Genomic DNA, 19,550 nt, shown 5'->3' with positions numbered 1-19,550 from the left:
CTATTAAATTTAGGAGGGGGACTGTACCGTGAAAGCCTTTAAAACGATTACAGATGTCCTAAATCGGATTCTGCTGGTGTTCTCATTAACTGTACTAGCAATGATGGTTATCATTATTATCTATCAAGTATTTGCACGTCAGATACTACAAGCTGCTCCAGCATGGACCGAAGAAATATCACGTCTTCTTTTTGTATGGGTGAGTTTTTTGGGAGTTGCTTATGGTTTTAAAGAAAAACTACATATTGCTGTAGGGCTAGTCGTGAATGCACTACCCGATAAAGTTCAGGATATTTTTGATTATTTTGCGAAGATCTTAATCATTGGTTTTGGGGTTATTTTAATATATTATGGTTGGCAATTTACAATATTAACTGGTAATTCCACGATGCCAGCAACAGGATTGCCTTCGAGTGCGTTATATGTGATTATTCCTGTATCTGGTTTTTTTGTTGTTTTAAATGGAATCGATTTATTACTTAAGAAAGGTTTGCATCAAGAGCTAGAAGATGTAAGTGAGGGGTGAGAATATGGAGGTATGGATCTTATTAGGCAGTTTTTTATTAATGATTTTATTTAGAGTTCCAATCGCACTTTCACTTATATTATCTTCTCTTGTAACTGGTATATACATGGATATTGATTTAGCTGCTATCATTCAACGGATGGCAGCGGGATTAAATTCATTTTCATTACTGGCAATACCTTTCTTTATCATTGCTGGGGAAATCATGAATGAAGGTGGAATTTCAAGGAGACTGATCAATTTAGCCAATGTTCTTATTGGGAAAATCAGAGGCGGTCTCGCTATGGTTAACGTATTGGCGAGTACCTTTTTCGGTGGTATTTCAGGATCAGCTATTGCTGATACGTCTTCAGTCGGTTCGGTAATGATCCCGATGATGAAAAAGCAAGGATATGATTCCAATTTCTCTGTAGCTGTTACTATTTCTAGTTCGGCACAGGGGGTAATGATTCCACCGAGCCACAACATGATTATTTACTCGACAGCCGCTGGTGGTGTTTCCATTGGGGGATTATTCATGGGGGGGCTTGTCCCTGGATTGCTGCTAGGTTTAATATTAATGATTTTAACCTATGTAATTGCGGTAAAAAGGAAATACCCAATTGGTGAGCCTGTAAAAAAGGAAGAAATCCCTAGAATCATTTGGGAAGGTTTATTAGGTCTATTTACAGTTGTTATCATCCTTGGTGGTATCCTCAGTGGGTTTTTCACGGTTACGGAGTCTGCTGCTATCGGTACCCTATATGCATTTATTATTACATTTTTTGTGTACCGTGATATTAAGATTCCTAGAATGGGAGTTATACTGCACAGGTCATTTAAAACACTATCAATGGTATTATTCTTAATTGCTGCTTCTTCTGCATTTGGCTGGTTATTAGCACTGTTAAAGGTCCCAGCTATGGTAGCAGAAGCATTAATTAGCCTTTCACCAAATGACGGAATTACCATTCTACTAATTGTCATTATATTGCTTCTACTAGGTATGATTATGGACATGGCGCCACTTATTTTAATTGCAACCCCAATTCTATTACCGGTTGCAACAAGTGTGGGGATGGATCCGGTTCATTTTGGTGTAATGATGATTTTATGTTTGGGTATTGGTTTAATTACGCCACCAGTTGGTACGGTGCTCTTCGTAGGGTCAGCAATTGGGAAAATATCGATTGAAAATGCTACGAAAGGCCTGTTCCCTTTCTATGTTGTTATGATTGTCGTGTTATTACTCGTTGCCTTTATCCCAGAGCTTGTGCTTTGGTTACCGAATATGTTAGGACAATAGATGAATCACTCTCATCACATTTTGTGAACTGAGGGTGATTTTTTAATGAATAAACCAAACAGTGCCATCACAATAACCATCAAACTTAGCAAAACGTTACCAATTCGATAGCAAAACTAAAACCAGTTCTGATTTATTATTGATACTTTTGCTATCACTACTCCAATGTAAAATCCCCCATGGCAACAACAGTCAGGGGGATTATCACATCAATTAAGGAAACTCTCTATTACTATTATTTTGTTAAATTACTAGCATCTTTCTTAAGTTCCTCATATCCGCTTTTAGATATGAATCCCTTTCCTTCTAGTTGAATAAGTTTCTTATTGAATTTTTCCATATGCTTAATAACCTTTTGTGACTCCCCTTGTTTCTCAAATTCCTCCACTGGATTCAATTTGGCCTTTAAGGATTGAGCTGCACCATGATTAGCAAACTCTCCATCTTCTTCTAAACGGTCAATTTTTGATTTTAAATAGGAGGTATTCTTATAGGAAAGACCAAAACCAAGCGCGTATTCATCACCTACTTCATTGGTATAAGCATAATCAAATGTTTCCGCATAACCAGGAACATCCGAAAGATTATTTTCCACGGCTTCTTTATCAGCAGGAACGGTGTATGGCAGCTTTCCTGATGGGTTAAATTTGCCGCGAATGATGTCAACTATCGCATCTGGAGTGGTATTAAATGTAGCTAATACCGCATCCGCCCCAGGCTCAATATCGTTAATCAACCATGGGTTTGTCATATTTACACCAAGAATCGTTGTTTCCACCTGTTCTTGCAATTCAAGAATGCGTTCAGAATCTATCCCTGTATCGGAGTCCTTGATCAGCTCAATGGATGGTGGATCATTTTCGGTATCATCTTCTCTCCAGCTCAATGCAGGCAAAACAGCGAGATAGGCGTGTGTTGCTTCTTCCGGAGAATCAACTACATTGATTGATGAGTCTGCCAGCTTAATGGACTCAGCCAAGCCTTTACTTGCTTCGGCTGCTGCTTCTTCATCTTCCTCAAAAACTTCCACATAAAGCTTAACATCTTCTACTTCCTTATCTGAAATTGGCAATACTTGACCAGTATCATCGTTACCATTTCTCAACAATACAATAGACTTACGATGTGCTTCATCTGCCAAAGCTTGAGATTCTGGATCATCTCCAATTTCCTGAGCCCGCTCCGGATCGACATAAGGATTTTCAAACAGTCCAAGTTCAAACATCTCTATAAGTAGGAATGAAATCGAATTATCAATAGCAGATTCATCTACAAGTCCAGAATTAACGGACTCCAACAGTGGGTCAACATCTGTACCACCGGAGAATATATTTGTTCCTGCTTCGATTGCCTTAGCATAACGCTCTGGCTCTGTTAAATGTTCCACACCCCATGGGCGAGCGCTATCTTTAATTATACCGGTATCAGAGTTAACGTAACCTTCAAACCCAAGCTCATCACGAAGGAGCCCCTGCAACAACCCCTCATTATATGCAAAAGCAACTTCCTCAAATTGTTGTTCCTCTGTATACCACAGATGCTCTGGAAGCTGTAGTGCGCTACCTTCATTAACAGGCTTTGCATAGTACGGCATAATTGATGTTGTACCAGCCTCTATCGCAGCTTCAAATGGTGGTAAGTGATACGTATACAAGCTACCCTCGGTTGGATATACATTTGTACTTCCCCACTCGTGGTGTGGGTCGGTACCATTCAGCCTAGGACCACCACCAGCAAAGTGTTTAATCGTGAGTGAGACACTGTTTTCGTCTAATTCTTCACCTTGAAATCCCTCGACGATGGAAGTTATCATCGCGGAAACTAGTTCAGGATCTTCTCCAAATGTACCATCCGTTCTGGTCCATCGTGGTTCGGTCAGTACATCTGCCATGTAACCATAAATCTTATGCATACCGGCAGCTCGCCATTCCTTGGCTGCAATCTGTGCAAATTCTTTTACAAGCTCAGGATCCTGTGTGGCAGCAAGTCCTAGTTCACCCGGCCAGGTCGACAGTTGCCCTCCAGCCTCTGCATGTCCGTATGTTTGATTAGGATTTACATGATTACGCGGATTGGAAGTCATTACAACTGGAATCCCCAACCGTGAAGCCTCTCCAAGTTCCTGAAAATCATTGTTGCGGGAAGCCAGGTCGCTGGGCTCCGGGTCATCACGAACAATGAAATAGCGTAAATGATCTTCTGCCAGCGATGTCCGGCTGGATTCGTTATTAAAGGTGGAAATCAGCATCATACCTACTTTTTCTTCCACTGTCATTTGAGAGACCAGGTTGTCCACTCGCTCTTCAACAGGTAACCTCCAGTCCTCATAAACATCCAATTCATCATTTGCATTCAAGTCTCGAAATCTTTCACCATCTACTTCGATGATGTCCTTCACTCTTGTTTCTATATCCACTGCAGAACCTTCTCCACTTACTATACCTGATGAAGGTGTAACGGGAACAATTACTAATACTAAAACTAGTGCGCAAATAATAACCTTACTAAGGGTATTCTTTCTTAATTGCATTTTCTTCCTCCTTCTCAACTTTAGTCAGAAATCATGAAACACTATCGAGATAAACCGCTTTCATAATAACGTTACTACAAATAACCACCCCCTTAAAGTCACTGGGTAAATAATACTCCTCAAACGTTAAAGCGCTTCCAAAAGGCTGGAAAAGCGTTAACCTAACTCGGGAAAATTAATTTGGATATTGAACCAACTAATCAATATATTTATATTTTAGATATAAGCGGTTTAATATTCAAGTAGTTTTCTGTATATTTCTAAAAATGAGATAATAGGCTGGTGAAAATGGAGCTATCAAACAAACTAAATAGGAATAAAGCCGCAATAAAAATATTACAGGGAATATAGTAGCATCACTGTCGCTCTCCGAATTTAAAGATGCAAGATACTTATCAGTCGTATTATTTGTTTAAAAGGAAGCAAAAGAACCGTCCCCACGCTTCCTCTCAGACTGTTCGGTTTTTATGCATTTTCTCTGTAATAGGACGGGGTATAACCTGTTTCTTTCTTAAACACCCTTGTAAAGTAGGAGGAATCATCATATCCGACAATCCAGGCTATTTCTTCAATGGAGATGGTTTCGGATTTTAGCAGATACTTTGCTTTATTAATACGTAACATTTGCTGATATCCTGTAATTGTCATACTTGTTTCTTTTTTAAATTTCCGGGCCAAATGACTTAGATTTGTAAATGTAAGTTCTGCTAGTTCATTTTTATCAATTTGCTTGTCAAAGAAACTTACCAGGTGTTCGATTACCTTTTGCGTCACTTTTGAATACTGGTTTAGAGCATTGCTTTGAATTACATTTACATAATCATCAATCATATCGTCATTCAATTGATGCAATTGGGCGATTTGATTCGTTAATTCAATTTCATAAGCATATTTTTCAGAGATACGATGAATGAGTATTGGCGGAACATCTCTCTTTCTGGCAGCAGTACGTAATAACGTGTTTAAAACAATAGCCAAGTTTTTTACTCTACGTAATGGCTGATTTGGAAAACGCTCAGAAAAAGAAAGCAAAATAGGATTGGAATTAAATAGTTTTTTTGCTGCCTTTTTATCCCCCGTTTCCACGGTATGTATAAAATCTTCCTCAATCTTATATCTCATTTTAATAATTTCTGTATCTTCTTCCGCGTTCATTTTGTTGTCGCTATTTTTGTCTCTACCGATTTGCTTATCCGAAGTAATAGTTTCTGGAATTTGATCTTCTTCTAATAATATTTCGAATTGTTTTAGAACGCTAGAAAAACTAAGTACTTTATCAACTGTTAAAATATGGAACTGATCATATACAACACGTAAATCCTCACTTTCATGATTGGTAAGATTATATTCTCTAGATAGACTGTAAAGATTTAGAGTTGTATCTAAGTAGGGGCCAATGATAACGGTATACGTATCGTTTTTTGAAAAAGATATTCCCAAATAGTGCAATCCCCATTCGTTTATATAAATAAATAACTTATTTGTCTCATAACTTATCTTCCTGGCTAAGTACAAAACATCTTCTCCATCAGACCCGGGCATGAAGTTCGGGATGGAGATCTCTTTCTGTTGAAAAGTAAATTTTTCATTTTCATCAACTACATATGTATTGAGATTTGTAATATGGTTTAGCTTTATAGCCGCAGCAATAATAGGTGCATGTATAGATTCCATTGCTCGTATCCCCCTTTAAAAAGAAAGCGTTTAATGAAAACGCTATATATGTCCTATTTTATGATGAAATAGTCCTTATAAAAATGTTTATAATTTTATTATAATAAGGATATGGAAACGATTGCAACTAATATGGAGGGTTGACGATGGAGAATATACAAACGAATCATAATCCAATCGTAGAAGAAAACAATGCATCTGGAAAAATAAGTATGAAGGAAAAACTTTCCTACGGTTTAGGTGATACAGCGAATAATTTAGCATTTTCAATGGTTACTACTTACTTAATGGTATTTTATACAGATGTTTTTGGAATCACTGCAGCTGCAGTTGGGACGCTGTTTTTAATTGCGCGCATATTGGATGCGTTTACAGATACATTTATGGGTGTAATCGTCGACCGTTTTGGAGGAAACAATCCAAATGGTAGATTTAGACCATTTCTGAGATGGGCTGGTATTCCACTCGTAGTGATGTCCGTATTACTATTCTTATCTCCTGACTTTTCGGATGGAGGAAAACTTGTGTATGCTTATGTAACCTATATTTTATTTGGGATGGCTTATACGGTGATTAATATTCCATATGGTTCATTAGCATCTGTAATGACTAGAGATTCAGGAGATCGTTCTGCGTTATCGTCTTACCGAGGTTTAGGCTCTATGATTGGAATTTTTGCGGTAGGAGTACTTGTGGTCCCGATGGTTAATATGTTTCCATCCCCAAGGATAGGTTATCCTGCTGTCGTATCAATTATGGGTGTTATCGCTTTAGTATTATATTATATCACTTATAAGAATACGAGAGAGAGAATCAAACCTGTTCAATCAGCTAAACCAGAAAAAATAAATATTAACATGATTACTAGAATTTTGAAAAATGGTCCGTTTCTAGCACTTTGCGGTATGTCATTTTTTGTTTTAGCAGCGATGTGGATCAACCAATCAGTAGGTATGTATTATTTTACGTATGTTTTAGGAAACCAAATGTTATTTCCGATATTTAATATGATAAATATCGCAGCAATGGTCATTCTTGTTATGTTCATACCAAAACTTACCGTGAAATATGGCAAGAAGAAACTCTCGCTATTTGGATTTTTACTGGGTGCAGTAGCGTTTGGTTTACTATTTATTGTTCCAATACATGAAGTAACTGTTATCGTTTTGCTTGTGACTGGTATGACAGGGATTACACTGCCAAACATGCTAATGTGGGCTTTTGTGTCAGATGTTATCGATTACGGCGAGTGGAAATCTGGATACAGGCAAGAAGGTACAACTTATTCTTTGTATAGCTTTATGCGTAAAGTATCTCAGGCAATAGCAGGCTTCGTTGGAGCAATGGGACTTACAGTGATCGGATATATTCCGAATGCAGTTCAAAGCCCAGATACCATCTTAGGTCTGGAAATATTAATGGTTCTCCTCCCTGCAATCGCATGTCTTATAAGCTTTATTGTATTTAAATTCGGTTACCACCTTTCCGAAGAAAAAGTAGCAGGTATCGCAGCAGATCTTGATGCGAAACAATAGGTCACAAAACGACTCCCCTTTATTCTTAGAGGGAGTCTTTTTTTTGATAGATATAATTTTGAAGAAGGTCAGCGATAATGTTACTATCAATTTAAAATAAACGATAAATTTAAGGGAGAGAAGTGAAACAAGATGGAAATCCAACAGTTATACTCAAAAGATTACGACCAAATTTTTAGGTTATCTCAATTTGCTTTTCAGTATAAACTTACAGAAGAAGCTTTGATTAAAAAGAAAGAAGAGGCAGACCGACATATCATATGGGGATGGATGGATAAGGAAAAGCTAGCAGCAAAGCTCCATTTAATCCCGCTGTCCGTCTATATAAATGGTAAAACATTTAAAATGGGGGGGATCAGTTCGGTATCTACATGGCCGGAGTATCGTAGAAATGGAATGGTAAAACAACTTCTTTCCCATGCTTTAAAATATATGAAGGAAAATGGTCAAATGGTTTCCTATTTACATCCTTTTTCTGTCCCTTTTTATCGCAAATTTGGTTGGGAAATAGCTTTTAATGAAAAACATTATACGATCCCAATGGAAAAGCTGCAAAGAAATTGGGAGGCGGATGGGTATGTTCGAAGAGTCGAAGCAGATATCGAGCTTCTTCATCCTATTTATAGTGAGTTTGCATTGAAATTCAATGGTATGCTTACCCGTGATAAAAAGTGGTGGGAACAGCGTATTTTGACGGATGATGAGCTGGTAGCTGTTTGTTATAATACTAACGATGAAGCAGATGGATATATGGTCTACACGGTAAAAGATAATCTACTACAAGTAGAAGAGCTTGTTTATAACTCGTTAAATAGCTGGAAGTTGCTGCTGGAGTTTATTGCTAATCACGACTCGATGGCAAAGGAAGTTAAAATGGCCGTTTCTGAGAATGATAACTTGCCATTATTGGTCAATGAGCCAAGATTTAAACAGGAAAATACTCCTTATTTCATGGCGCGTATTGTAGACGTGTTGGCATTCCTAAAAGAATTTCCATTTGAACAAGTTCCAGGCACTTCGCTAGTTATCCATGTGGAGGATACCTTCTTACCAGAAAATAGTGGATTCTATTGGATTAATCAAAAGAATGGTAATACAAGGGTATCTCATCAGGATGATAATTCAATAGAAACGGCTGACATAAGTTGTACGGTTCAACAGCTTGCGGCACTGTTAATTGGATACAAGCGCCCCCTGGAATTATATAGAGCAGGGCTTATCCAAGGCAATGATGAAACGATGTTACATCTGGAGAAACTTGTTCCTGTTAGACAAACATTTTTTTCGGATTTCTTCTAATAGGACTAAAAGCTCGTTATTACGAAAAAATCCAAAATTTATAGTATTTCTACAAATTCTGCGTTAAAATTAAGGCAATAGGGTAAGTAGAAAAGGAATGTAGCAGATGACATATCATGTTCACTTATTTAAGATTCTTTTTTCAATGGAAGACGATTTATTCAGGATACAAAAAGCCGAACGAATTCAAAACTTATGGAAAGTAAATATTTTACTCATTCTTTCGGCAATTGGGCTATATGCTTGGATGGCATTTCTTGGATTGGGGTCAGAAAGTATATCAAGTATTGCGGTTTCTCTAACACAGCCGGCATATGAAACTAGTAAACTATGGTTTATGATAGGGAGATCCTTCTATGGCTTGGTTTTTGCAATGTTTATCTTGTTTGTACCGAGTCTTTTATTTTATTTACTAACGGGAATTCCGTATAAGAAACTAATTATTATGCAACAGATTGTACTAGTAGTTATGCTGTTGGAACGAGTTTTATGGGTTCCAATTGTAATCTTTGCAGGTCTGAACTGGCAGGTATCTCCACTATCTTTTGGAATTATTGCTTCCTACATAACAGAAACACCATGGATAATTTACTTTTTTGGAGCAATAACATTGTTTCAGTTGTGGATTATCTGGTTTCAGGTCAAATATATAATGTCGTTTTCAGAAATGAAAAAAGCATTCATCTGGATTAATGTAGTATTATTGCATTTCCTTGGCTGGTGTCTTACTGCGCTTACCGCTTTTACTGATTCATACATATTAAGTGGGTGGTTCGGATGAGGATGAAGAGATTAATCCGGGTATTAATAATACTATTAATTGGAGTTAATTTTCTTCTTGTATATCTTGATGATGAAGGGAAAATTGATAGAACAGCATATATCAATAATTGGTCCGAAAGCTTTGAGACAGATATTGTGGAAAAATTGTACAAACCCGGCGTACTGAAGGCAACCGGAGAGGAACATATTTATTTTGATGAAAATCTTGGTAGCTTTCAAACGTTTTTAGTAGAAGAGGGGGCTCCAATAAATACTGGGGATCCGCTTTATAACTACCTCGTCGATAATTATTATGAGGCCGAAGCTAACCTGACGAATCAAATGGATCGGATTAACGGGGAGATTGCAGCAATTGAAACAGCAATTTCACAAATGGAAATGTACCAGCTCCCCTTGAATACGACTGGAGAGCCGAGTACATTTACTCTGACAGAAGAACAACTTGAAGTCGAGTTCCCACAGACTTCCATTGATGCAGAACTGATAAAGCAACAATATATCGTAGAAAAAGAAATGGAGCTATCACAAAAAAAGATACAACTGGAGACGCATCAAAACCAATTAACAGAGCTACAGACTTCGGGGGATATGATAACAGTAGGAAGTCCTTATGCGGGTATAATAACGGATACAAACGAAACGTTGGAAAACCCGGTAGTTACAATTCAAAATGCAGACTTGCAAGTAGTTGGGGAATTAACGGAAAAAGAACGAACACAAATGCAACTGGGTCTCGATGCGGAAGTTCAAATTGAAGAGATGAGTCTGAAACTGGATGGGACGGTTCAAGAAGTAAGTGATAGGCCAATGTCCATCGATATTGGAAGTGAGAGTATTTACCCTTTCCAAATTGCTTTTAATGAAGATTCGGAAGTGGAGGAATTGCTTTCTGGTTATCATGCCGATATTGCCATAATAATGGAAGAATCACTAGGTGCAACCGCACTCTATGAGGAAGCTATTTTTACATCTTCTGTCTGGAAAATGACAAATGAGGGGAAACTTGTCAAACAGAATATTGAAACCGGATTATATGTAGACAGTTTGGTGGAACTTGTTGATGGAGTGGAAACCGGTGACTGGGTTGCTGTCGATCCACCAAGTTTGTTTCATGACGGAGCAGATTTCATTACACCATTACAAGTAAAAGAGATAACAAAAGATTCCTTTTCAGTTGAGAATTGGGCCGAAAACTTGATGACAGGTTTATTGTCCAGATAAAAGAGGTCGGCACAATGCCGACCTCTTTGTTTTCTTATATACTCAACGTTCGTAACAATAAAATAAGTTTGAACAGTTAGGATTAAACTTAAAATGTTTTTAATAATCACCTTGCTAACCTTAATAAGAAAAAGGCTGTTATCTAAAGGCTATTTTCGTAATGTTTATTTCTTTTAATCATTGCAGAGTTGAGATAAAATGCGAACTAACTGCTTTCCCGCCGTCCGGGTTCGCTCTGGGCGGATGCTTTCCACGGGCACGGCCTCAGCCCCGAAGAGAAAACCATTCTTCAGGTCTTCGGACACGTGCTGTTTCCGCAGGAGTCACCGCCCGCCGCTCACCCGGACTGGTAAGGCTGTGTGATATGATTTTTATAAAGCACTAATGCAGTTAGCAGTTTGTAAGCTTAAAACCAGCTCTGGGGAAATATACGAAGACTCCAGCGGGAGGAAAGGCATAGGTGAGACTCTGAAATGCGTTAGCATGAAGGGGCTCACCAGCCGCCCGCGGAAAGCGAGTATATTTCCCCAGAGCGGTCGCCGAAGTTTCTACATACTGATAGAAATTAACCAGTAGTTACTTCACAATTTATAGAAAATGCGATGGTCAAAAGTCAACTGGAGCAGTGTATCACGAGTCTTCCTAATTATACCAAGGCTTATTTGTCCATTTTGCTCTGCGGAGGTTGAGTTATATATTTGCAGCTTTATGAAGTTCTGTGTCCTGTCCTATTTCTTTTTTATGATACATCACATTAACGATGGCTCCAATCATCAGGATAATGCCTGTAAGGAAGAACCAAATCATTAAAACAATAATGCCTCCAAGACTTCCATACGTAGCAGAATAGTTTCCAAAATTGCTTATATAAATGGAAAATCCAAATGAAATAACTTGCCAAAGGATACTCGCTGTCAATGCTCCCGGAATAATATGCTTGAAAGGTATTTTCTTATTAGGGGCAAAGCGGTAAAGCATTAATAGTAAAGCAGTAATAACGATTATGCTAATGACATATCTAAGGATTTGGAGTAAGATGGTCATTTCTGAACCTATTCCAAGGAAAGATGTAATAAATCCGAGTATGGCATCTCCAAATACAGGAAGCAAAATGGCAATAACAACAGCTAGAATCATTCCCAGTGTTAGACCGAATGCTATCAAACGAACAACGATAAAGGACCTGCTTTCCTCCACATCATAGGCCTCATTTGATGCCTTTATAAAAGCGTTAATACCATTCGAAGCAGACCACAATGCACCGATAATACCGACTGTGAGCAATCCTCCTCTAGGAGTTTCAACGAGACCTACGATACTATCTTCAAAGACAGAAGCTAATTCTCCGGGCAGGATGGACGTGATGAATCCCATCGCATCATCCGGACTAATATTAAAGTATGGAATAATTGCAAATGCTACGATTAATAAAGGGAAAATGGACAATAGAAAATAATATGCAAGTGAAGCCGCAAGTAATGTCACATTATTTTCCTTAAATCTTTCCATGAAATTTTTTGAAATTTTTTTAACCTTCGCCATGACAAACCTCCATCATAAAAACATTTACTCTGTGTATACCCTGGTACGATAGATATCAATCTTATTAACGAAGAAGTGGAAAACGTTTTATTTATGGGGGCAGGTGGTATAATATTATCAAAAGGGAGGGTTTTACATATGGATATCATTTATGTGGGTGTTCTATTATGCTCAATTGCTTTTGCGATTGTAGTCATTTATATATCCTTGGTACTGAAACGGCTTGCAGATACGATGAAATCACTTGGGACATCAGTGGGCGAATTGGAGAAGGAACTGAATTATATTACACCATATCTAACGCAAACGGTGCGTGAGACAGATAAACTTGTTGATGACATTGGAGAAAAGGTCAGGGCTACAGACAGCCTGTTTGATTCGGTAGAAGAAATTGGGGTTACAGTCAATTCGCTAAATGAAGTGTACAGTCAAAAAAGCAAAGGCCTATCCGATGTTGAATTAGAAAAGAAAATGAAACCTTTCGTAGGAGGTATTACGTGGAGTGAAGCAGCTGTTCAAATTTACTCCAAATGGAAAGCGACAAAGCGGACGAATAAGAATGAATTAATGGTTCAACAAACAAATGTTGTACCGGTAAATACTGGAAGAGAGGGATAGAGATGACTTTAGTTGGTATTGGAGTATTACTCATAGGAGTGGCATTTATTATTTTGGCAATATTTATTGGACATGCTCTGAATAATCTGGCGGGCGTGTTAAGTGGTATTGATAAAACTGTAAAGCAGCTTCCGAATCAATTGGATAATGTTTTTAAAGAAACGGGTAACATGATTAGTGAGAGTAACAATACATTGGCAGATGTAAATGACAAACTTCATCAATTAAGCCCATTATTTTACATTGTAGGAGACGTAGGAAGCGCAACTAGGAAATTTTCTTCCTCATTGGTTGATGTGACAGACTCCTTGAAAACAAAAACAGATGGTGGAAAAGAAGTTTCAGACGGGAATAAACTTGGGGGTCTTTACGGATCATTTGCTTTAGGCTATTACTGGCTGAAAAAACGTCAAGAAATGAAGGTAGCACAAGGGGAATCAGCGAATGGAAACCAATAAAGAGAACGCATCACTGATAGCCGGTGCTATTGGAGGATTAACTATCGGATGGGTAGTAAAAACGTATCTTTCCAACCAGCAGCAATTGGAAGAACATCGATCAGTCATTCAACGACTTAAAGATTTTGAAAATCATTTATATGAAGACGGGAAAAAGCGTGCGAATGTTATTGAAGGTATCAAACAGGAAGTAAATCGTAAAACCTGATTAGAATACTTTTGCAGATAGTTTCCTATCTGCAAAAAAAGGTCAGCCATCGATGGCTGACCTTTTTTGCAATAATAGAGAAGTATATTGACGAATTACATATTTATTGTATTTTTTTCATTTTTCATTTCCTTATTCTTCTGAAAAAGAATATATCCAAGCGTTAATGCTCCATAAAAACCTTCTAGATTTTTCCGTGTAGCAAAGTCATTTCCATTCTGTGTATTTACTTTCATATCATCGACTGCATTCACCATAGTTGAAGTCAATTGGTTGGTTGCTCTGCCAGCATCTCCTACGATATGAAATAGAGGGCTCAACTCTTTGACCTGGTTATTTACCTGATCAAGGGTTTCCACACTCGTACCCATGGTTTTCGTTGCTTGTAATGTTATTTCATCGACTGTTTTTGGTAATTCATCAGTTGTTTTTTGAAGGCTGCTGAAAACACCAGCCAAATTATTAAGCGGCTTGATAAGAAAAACAACCAAAGCCATAAACGCAATTCCGATGATAATTAGACCAATACCTACCCAAATCATTCTGTCACTTCCCTCTTAAATTTCCTGTTTCTCTTCTAATACCACTTCTGTAATTTTAATAAACGTTTCTTGCATATTAGCATACCACAAATGGGGAGTCATAATCCTGTATCTTGTCCCATAAATTGAATAAGAGAATATACTTAAGGGGCGGATCAAATGGGTCGTGGGAAGAAGATGATGTACTGGTTACTTGGAGCTTTTCTGTTAGCTTTCTTAATTCAATTTCCTCTTAGTCAAAGTGAGTTTAATACGAACAATGCATGGTCACTTCCCCTATCCGGGAAAACAATCGTACTAGACCCGGGACATGGCGGACCTGACGGGGGAGCGGTTGGAGCAGATGAAACGTTAGAAAAGGATATAGCACTTGAGGTTGCAAAAATGCTGCAAAAGTATTTGCAACAAAATGGAGCACTTGTTTATTTGACGAGAGAAGAGGATAAAGACCTTGCAGATGAAAGTACAAAGGGGCTAGCTAGAAGGAAAGCAGAGGATATCCGTAATCGTCTGGAGTTTATTCAAGATAAGAATCCAGATTTCTTTTTGACTTTACATTTAAATGCATTGCCTTCATCCCAGTGGAGAGGAGCGCAAACGTTTTACTATCCCGAATTTGAAGAAAGTAAGCATCTAGCGAAAATGATACAGGATGAGATTATTCGTAACATGGAAAACACAAATCGTTCCCCATTGGTTATAAATGGAATTTACTTACTGAAACATGCTAAGGCTCCGGGTGCTCTTTTGGAAATTGGCTTTTTATCGAATGTTGAAGAAAGAGAATTGCTTAAACAGGAAGACTACCAGCGTAGAATGGCAGCAAGTATTTATGAAGGAATTTTGAGGTATTTGACCGAGGATGTAGATGAGGAGGATTGAAAACGTAACCATAGTACATATCACTTAGAATTTATGCGATTTATGTTATACTAACAGATGGAGTATAAAGATAAGGGATGGTGACTTACAATGCTAAAGCAAGAGGAAGTTGTTCAACTGCTTAATCCTGTTAAAGATCCTTTTTTACATACAACACTGGAAGAAACCGGTGGAATTACAAATGTAACGATTAAGGAAGATAAGAAGCATGTCAGTGTCAAAATTGGCATTTCTAAGACAAATACTGCGGAGCAAATGGAATTGCAGCAGGAAATTGTCGGTATTTTAAAAAGAAACGGTGCCAATACGGTAGGTTTACGTTTTGAACCGTTGCCCGATGAAGTTATCCAAAAATATCAGCCAGCTGCCGAAGAGGCACAAACAGAATCATTGATGGGCGGTAACTCGAATACAAAATTTATCGCAATTGCCAGTGGTAAGGGTGGTGTAGGTAAATCGACGGTTACCGTTAACCTTGCAGTAGCTCTAATGCGACTTGGTAAAAAAGTAGGTATTATTGATGCCGATATCTACGGATTCAGTGTTCCAGACATGATGGGTGTGGAAGAACGGCCGGTTGTACGTGGCGAAAAGATTATTCCGGTTGAGCGCTTTGGTATACAAGTAATATCAATGGGTTTCTTTGTAGAGGATAACTCACCAATCATCTGGCGTGGACCAATGCTAGGTAAAATGATTAACAGCTTCTTTTCAGAAGTGGAATGGGGCGATTTGGACTATCTGCTCTTGGATCTCCCACCGGGCACTGGAGATATTGCAATGGATGTCCATGAACTTCTGCCAACATGTAAAGAAATCATTGTAACAACTCCGCACCCTACAGCTGCATTTGTAGCGGCTAGGGCAGGGCAAATGGCAATAAAGGCAGACCATGAAATTTTAGGTGTTATTGAAAACATGGCCTACTTTGAAAGTAAAAAGACTGGTGAAAAAGAATTTGTATTTGGTGAAGGCGGAGGTACGAAGCTAGCTGAGGTTTTGAAAACAAAAGTACTTGGTCAGTTACCGATCCAACAGCCTTACGAAGAAGAGGGTGTATTCGCACCTTCTGTTTATCAGGAAGATCATCCAAATGGAAAGCAATTCCACAAAATTGCAGCAAAAGTTATCGCGAAAATGGAAGAATAGGGAAGAGGGCATCCTAAATGGGGTGCCCTCTGCTTATTCATGAGATGGTTAGAGGCATTATTGCCCCCCACTGCCACCACCGCCACCTTCACTACCACCGGTGCCACCACCTGATTCTCCACCACCACCGCCACCTTCTTCTTTCTTACTTTGTTCTTCAGCAGCTTTCAACAATATTTTCTGTATTTTTGCCTGAAACAAAGGAGTTTCCAGTGTTTGAGTGATTGTCTCTTCCAAATGTGCCTTGAATTGCTGACTCTTTAGAAGGCTGAGCATTTGGTCTGTAATTTCAGGGTTTTTCATTAGTTCTAGCATTTGTTTCTGATATTCCGCATCTTTCATAAGATCTTTCATTAGTTTCTTGTGTTCTTCCGACATGGATTTTGCAAAACCCTCGACAAACTTCGGATCTTCAAATAAGGTCGTCCACATTTCTTTACCCTTTTCTGAAACAAGGGTTTCATTAATGGCTGATTTTACCACGTCGGATTGGATGACCAATTCCTGTTTTACTTTTTCATCTTTCAGTATTTCTGTTAATGCTTTCTTACCATCTTCTGTCTGTAATATATCAACGACCATTTTCTTCGTTGTTTCATAATCTCCCTCTTTACCGGCGGTGTTCTCACCATTACAAGCAGCAAGCAAAGTAAAGGATATTCCAAGGAGTGTAATAAATACAAAACGTTTCATTAGGTATTGTACCTCCTTCCTATATCCTTTAATATGAGTGACAAATTTATAAAATATTCACTTCCTAGGGGAAAATTAATGCACTTCATGATAAAATACCTACTATAGAAGACGTACATCGCAAAAGTGTTAATTGTTGGAGATATTAGGAGGATTTATATTGAATAGTCGTAAATTGGTGAATTTCTTGTTCAAAACATTTATAATCGGAGGTATTACTGGTCTCATCATTAGCTTTTTCATTAAATCGGAGGATTACGCTACCTACATAAGCCCGTTCGATTTTATGGAGGTTCTAGGCCTTTTTTTATTTTTTTTTGGTCTAGGATTAACTTTCAGTGTAGTTAGTATGACCGGCTTCTTTGCATATTTATTTATTCACCGTATGGGATTGAACCTATTTCGTTCGTTTTGGCCTACAATACAGGTGTTACTGATCGCATTTGTACTCTTTGACCTGGTTTATTTCCCATACCAAGCCACAAATGGCGAGGTGGCCGTATATTGGTATATTCTCATGGCTGCAGCTTTACTCAGTGTTGGTTGGATTGTTGCTAAGCAAAAAGCAAAAGAAACAAATAAGCATGCTTTTATTCCAGCCTTATTTTTTATGGTCGTCATTACTACTGTGGAATGGGTGCCTGGATTACAGGTAGAAGGTACGGATTATGCATGGCTAATGATTGCTCCATTGCTGGCATGTAATACTTACCAATTACTTACACTGCATCGAATCACGAAGTCTGACGAAGCAACACAGAATGAAAATCAAAAAGGTACAAAAGCACCTAAAAAACAAGCCGGTGCCAAAAAAGCATAAAAGGATACCTCTGGGCCACAATGGTACAGAGGTATTTTATTTCGAGTTAGGATTATTATTCAATAATCTTTGTTTCTGCATGCGCCTGGTTAATCAATTCTGAAATGCTAACGAATTGAAAGCCTTTGTTCTTCAGGCCAGGTATGATTGTTTTTAAAGCATCTGCAGTTTGCTTGGCAGCATCTGAGGCATGCAGCAAAATGATGTCGCCATTCGTTGTATCTTTCATCACCGTATCAACGATTTTAGTTGTACCAGGGTTTTGCCAGTCATTCGGGTTAAGATTCCAATGAATCACTTCAAATTCCAACCCCTCTGCAAGTTCAATGATTTCTTCGTTAAAATGACCATTTGGTGTTCGTAGCAGATTTACTTCTTCGTAACCCAGTTTCTTAAAAATGTCCCTTGCGTAAAGAAGATCCTTTCTCACTTGATCAATTTCCTGATCAAGGTAACTTTTATAACGGTAGCCCAACATTCCTAATTCATGCTGTCCTTCTGTTATTTTTTCAAGTATCTCCGGATGACGCTCTGCCCATTCCCCGCTAACAAAGAAGGTGGCTTGCACTTGCTCATTTTTAAGCTGATCCAAAATATCCAAAGCTTTTTCTTCACCCCAGCTAATATTAAATGTTAATGCAATGTTTGGTTCATCTGCATTTCCTTTTGATAAAGCGACAGGACGGTCATTGGAGAAAACGGAAAAAACGATATCCTTCTGAGTCCAAAATAAGAGAGCAGTGAAAAATGCAAATCCAATTATTAACCAACTTCTTCTTTTCTTAAGACCTATTACATAAAAATGATCCATATATTTTCCTCCCACTATTCAGTAGTTCTAACATTATATTTATGACAAGGGTAAAGAAATATGAACAAGCCCTTCAAAGGGCCAAAAACTTTACAATGAATTTTTCAGGAAAAAATTGATGAAAGTGGATGAAAAATGTAGGAATTAGGGAATAGTAATTTTATTAACCGATTTTCTAATGATTGAAAGTTATTACTTAGAATTAATTCCGACAATAACCGACAAAATCCTCTTTTATTGACGAATGAATGTGGTGTAACCTTCTAAGAGAGAATATATATGAATGGGAATGTATATTGAAGAGAATTATTCTCTACTTTCAAATAGGAATTTATAAATGGAATTAGAATTATCGAATGTAGATTAGAGAACGCATGAGGTGAATAAAATGCTGGGATTGTTAATCAATGAAATGGAACAAAAAGAAATTGAGTATCTATTAAAGAGGGAACTTGAAGAATTATTGATGGATTTAGAAGACAATAGGATTGACCATATGGTGAAACGGGCAATGAGAGAAAGGTACCGCACTCTATTTCAATTATTAAGACGTGTAGCAAGTGAACAGGATTGTATGAAATATATTCCGAAACGTAGAGAGAACCCATAAAAATTTATAATCCCCAATTTCAAACACAATTATTCTTGAGATTGGGGATTATATTATCCTCTTAGTAAGTGCCAACTTTATCAGATACTAATTTAATTTTAATTTGTGATTTTCTATTGCTCTTGGGAATGATTTATGATATATTAATTTCTGTTGTCGATTTATGAAACAACTTCGAGAAAAGAAGAAGCAAAATATTTCATAAAACATATTGACAACAACTGATATGCGTGTTATATTATATCTTGTCGCAAAAAACGACAAAACAAAAAAATTGATCTTTGAAAACTGAACAAAACAACCAGTATGTCGAAAGAAAGAAAACTTGTTTTTCTTTCTGAAACAACTCATTAAGTTTTACTTA

General features: G+C 37.7%; 19 protein-coding genes. 13 read left to right on the top strand and 6 right to left on the bottom strand.

Going from position 1 to position 19,550, the window contains the following annotated elements; genetic code table 11:
- Positions 1-28 precede the first annotated feature (28 nt).
- Positions 29-526: a TRAP transporter small permease gene (locus ACHABU_RS18675; RefSeq protein WP_435766477.1), complete on the top strand. Its 498-nt coding sequence runs from the start codon at positions 29-31 to the stop codon at positions 524-526.
- Positions 527-530: 4 nt separating this feature from the next.
- Entirely contained in the window at positions 531-1,811 is a 1,281-nt protein-coding gene (locus ACHABU_RS18670; RefSeq protein WP_435766476.1) for a TRAP transporter large permease, read from the top strand.
- A 235-nt stretch (positions 1,812-2,046) separates the two neighbouring features.
- Here ACHABU_RS18670 and ACHABU_RS18665 read toward each other — a convergent pair whose 3' ends face one another.
- The gene (locus ACHABU_RS18665; protein WP_435766475.1) at positions 2,047-4,341 is read right to left on the bottom strand and encodes a glycoside hydrolase family 3 N-terminal domain-containing protein; all 2,295 of its coding nucleotides are present in this window, start codon (positions 4,339-4,341) and stop codon (positions 2,047-2,049) included.
- 465 nt (positions 4,342-4,806) lie between these two features.
- Positions 4,807-6,015: a helix-turn-helix domain-containing protein gene (locus ACHABU_RS18660; RefSeq protein ID WP_435766474.1), complete on the bottom strand. Its 1,209-nt coding sequence runs from the start codon at positions 6,013-6,015 to the stop codon at positions 4,807-4,809.
- Positions 6,016-6,161: 146 nt separating this feature from the next.
- On the opposite strand from ACHABU_RS18660, the gene ACHABU_RS18655 reads away from it, so the two are divergent.
- The 4 genes from ACHABU_RS18655 (at position 6,162) to ACHABU_RS18640 (ending at position 10,853) form a co-directional block, all read left to right on the top strand.
- Positions 6,162-7,550 (top strand): glycoside-pentoside-hexuronide (GPH):cation symporter, encoded by a 1,389-nt coding sequence (locus ACHABU_RS18655; RefSeq protein WP_435766473.1) that lies wholly within the window; start codon positions 6,162-6,164, stop codon positions 7,548-7,550.
- 132 nt (positions 7,551-7,682) lie between these two features.
- Positions 7,683-8,849 (top strand): GNAT family N-acetyltransferase, encoded by a 1,167-nt coding sequence (locus ACHABU_RS18650; protein WP_435766472.1) that lies wholly within the window; start codon positions 7,683-7,685, stop codon positions 8,847-8,849.
- A 106-nt stretch (positions 8,850-8,955) separates the two neighbouring features.
- Entirely contained in the window at positions 8,956-9,630 is a 675-nt protein-coding gene (locus tag ACHABU_RS18645; protein ID WP_435766471.1) for a hypothetical protein, read from the top strand.
- A gap of 2 nt (positions 9,631-9,632) precedes the next feature.
- Positions 9,633-10,853, top strand: a complete 1,221-nt coding sequence (locus tag ACHABU_RS18640; protein ID WP_435766470.1) for an efflux RND transporter periplasmic adaptor subunit — start codon at positions 9,633-9,635, stop codon at positions 10,851-10,853.
- A gap of 690 nt (positions 10,854-11,543) precedes the next feature.
- On the opposite strand, the gene ACHABU_RS18635 is transcribed toward ACHABU_RS18640, so the two are convergent.
- Positions 11,544-12,395, bottom strand: coding sequence for a YihY/virulence factor BrkB family protein (locus ACHABU_RS18635; protein WP_435766469.1), 852 nt, complete (start codon positions 12,393-12,395; stop codon positions 11,544-11,546).
- A 138-nt stretch (positions 12,396-12,533) separates the two neighbouring features.
- Here ACHABU_RS18635 and ACHABU_RS18630 point away from each other — a divergent pair, with 138 nt between their 5' ends.
- From ACHABU_RS18630 to ACHABU_RS18620, 3 genes are read left to right on the top strand one after another with little or no spacing between them, the layout of a single operon-like run.
- Positions 12,534-13,013, top strand: a complete 480-nt coding sequence (locus tag ACHABU_RS18630; protein ID WP_435766468.1) for a DUF948 domain-containing protein — start codon at positions 12,534-12,536, stop codon at positions 13,011-13,013.
- A 2-nt stretch (positions 13,014-13,015) separates the two neighbouring features.
- A complete protein-coding gene (locus ACHABU_RS18625; RefSeq protein WP_435766467.1) occupies positions 13,016-13,471 on the top strand; it encodes a DUF948 domain-containing protein in 456 nt (151 codons plus the stop codon).
- On the top strand, positions 13,458-13,679 hold the full coding sequence (locus ACHABU_RS18620; protein ID WP_435766466.1) for a hypothetical protein: 222 nt from the start codon (positions 13,458-13,460) through the stop codon (positions 13,677-13,679). Before ACHABU_RS18625 ends, ACHABU_RS18620 begins: the two co-directional genes overlap by 14 nt.
- 95 nt (positions 13,680-13,774) lie before the next feature.
- Here ACHABU_RS18620 and ACHABU_RS18615 read toward each other — a convergent pair whose 3' ends face one another.
- The gene (locus ACHABU_RS18615; RefSeq protein WP_435766465.1) at positions 13,775-14,221 is read right to left on the bottom strand and encodes a DUF948 domain-containing protein; all 447 of its coding nucleotides are present in this window, start codon (positions 14,219-14,221) and stop codon (positions 13,775-13,777) included.
- A 159-nt stretch (positions 14,222-14,380) separates the two neighbouring features.
- On the opposite strand from ACHABU_RS18615, the gene cwlD reads away from it, so the two are divergent.
- Both cwlD and ACHABU_RS18605 read left to right on the top strand, forming a co-directional pair.
- Entirely contained in the window at positions 14,381-15,103 is a 723-nt protein-coding gene (cwlD, locus tag ACHABU_RS18610) for an N-acetylmuramoyl-L-alanine amidase CwlD (RefSeq protein ID WP_435766464.1), read from the top strand.
- Positions 15,104-15,193: 90 nt separating this feature from the next.
- Positions 15,194-16,252 (top strand): Mrp/NBP35 family ATP-binding protein, encoded by a 1,059-nt coding sequence (locus tag ACHABU_RS18605; protein WP_435766463.1) that lies wholly within the window; start codon positions 15,194-15,196, stop codon positions 16,250-16,252.
- Between the two features lie 57 nt (positions 16,253-16,309).
- On the opposite strand, the gene gerD is transcribed toward ACHABU_RS18605, so the two are convergent.
- Positions 16,310-16,945: a spore germination lipoprotein GerD gene (gerD, locus tag ACHABU_RS18600; RefSeq protein ID WP_435766462.1), complete on the bottom strand. Its 636-nt coding sequence runs from the start codon at positions 16,943-16,945 to the stop codon at positions 16,310-16,312.
- A 160-nt stretch (positions 16,946-17,105) separates the two neighbouring features.
- Between gerD and ACHABU_RS18595 the strand changes: the two genes are divergently transcribed.
- Complete coding sequence (locus tag ACHABU_RS18595) at positions 17,106-17,765, top strand: KinB-signaling pathway activation protein (RefSeq protein WP_435766461.1); 660 nt, start codon at positions 17,106-17,108, stop codon at positions 17,763-17,765.
- A 55-nt stretch (positions 17,766-17,820) separates the two neighbouring features.
- Here the strand turns inward: ACHABU_RS18595 and pdaB are convergent, their stop codons facing one another.
- A complete protein-coding gene (gene pdaB / locus ACHABU_RS18590; RefSeq protein WP_435766460.1) occupies positions 17,821-18,576 on the bottom strand; it encodes a polysaccharide deacetylase family sporulation protein PdaB in 756 nt (251 codons plus the stop codon).
- Positions 18,577-18,964: 388 nt separating this feature from the next.
- Here pdaB and ACHABU_RS18585 point away from each other — a divergent pair, with 388 nt between their 5' ends.
- Positions 18,965-19,186, top strand: a complete 222-nt coding sequence (locus tag ACHABU_RS18585) for a hypothetical protein (protein WP_435766459.1) — start codon at positions 18,965-18,967, stop codon at positions 19,184-19,186.
- Positions 19,187-19,550 lie beyond the last annotated feature (364 nt).

The sequence above is a fragment of the Oceanobacillus sp. CF4.6 genome (genome assembly GCF_051262635.1).
GTDB lineage: Bacteria > Bacillota > Bacilli > Bacillales > Amphibacillaceae > Oceanobacillus.
The sequence above is the reverse complement of the archived record's forward strand: the minus strand, read 5'-3'. Positions and strand labels throughout refer to the sequence as shown.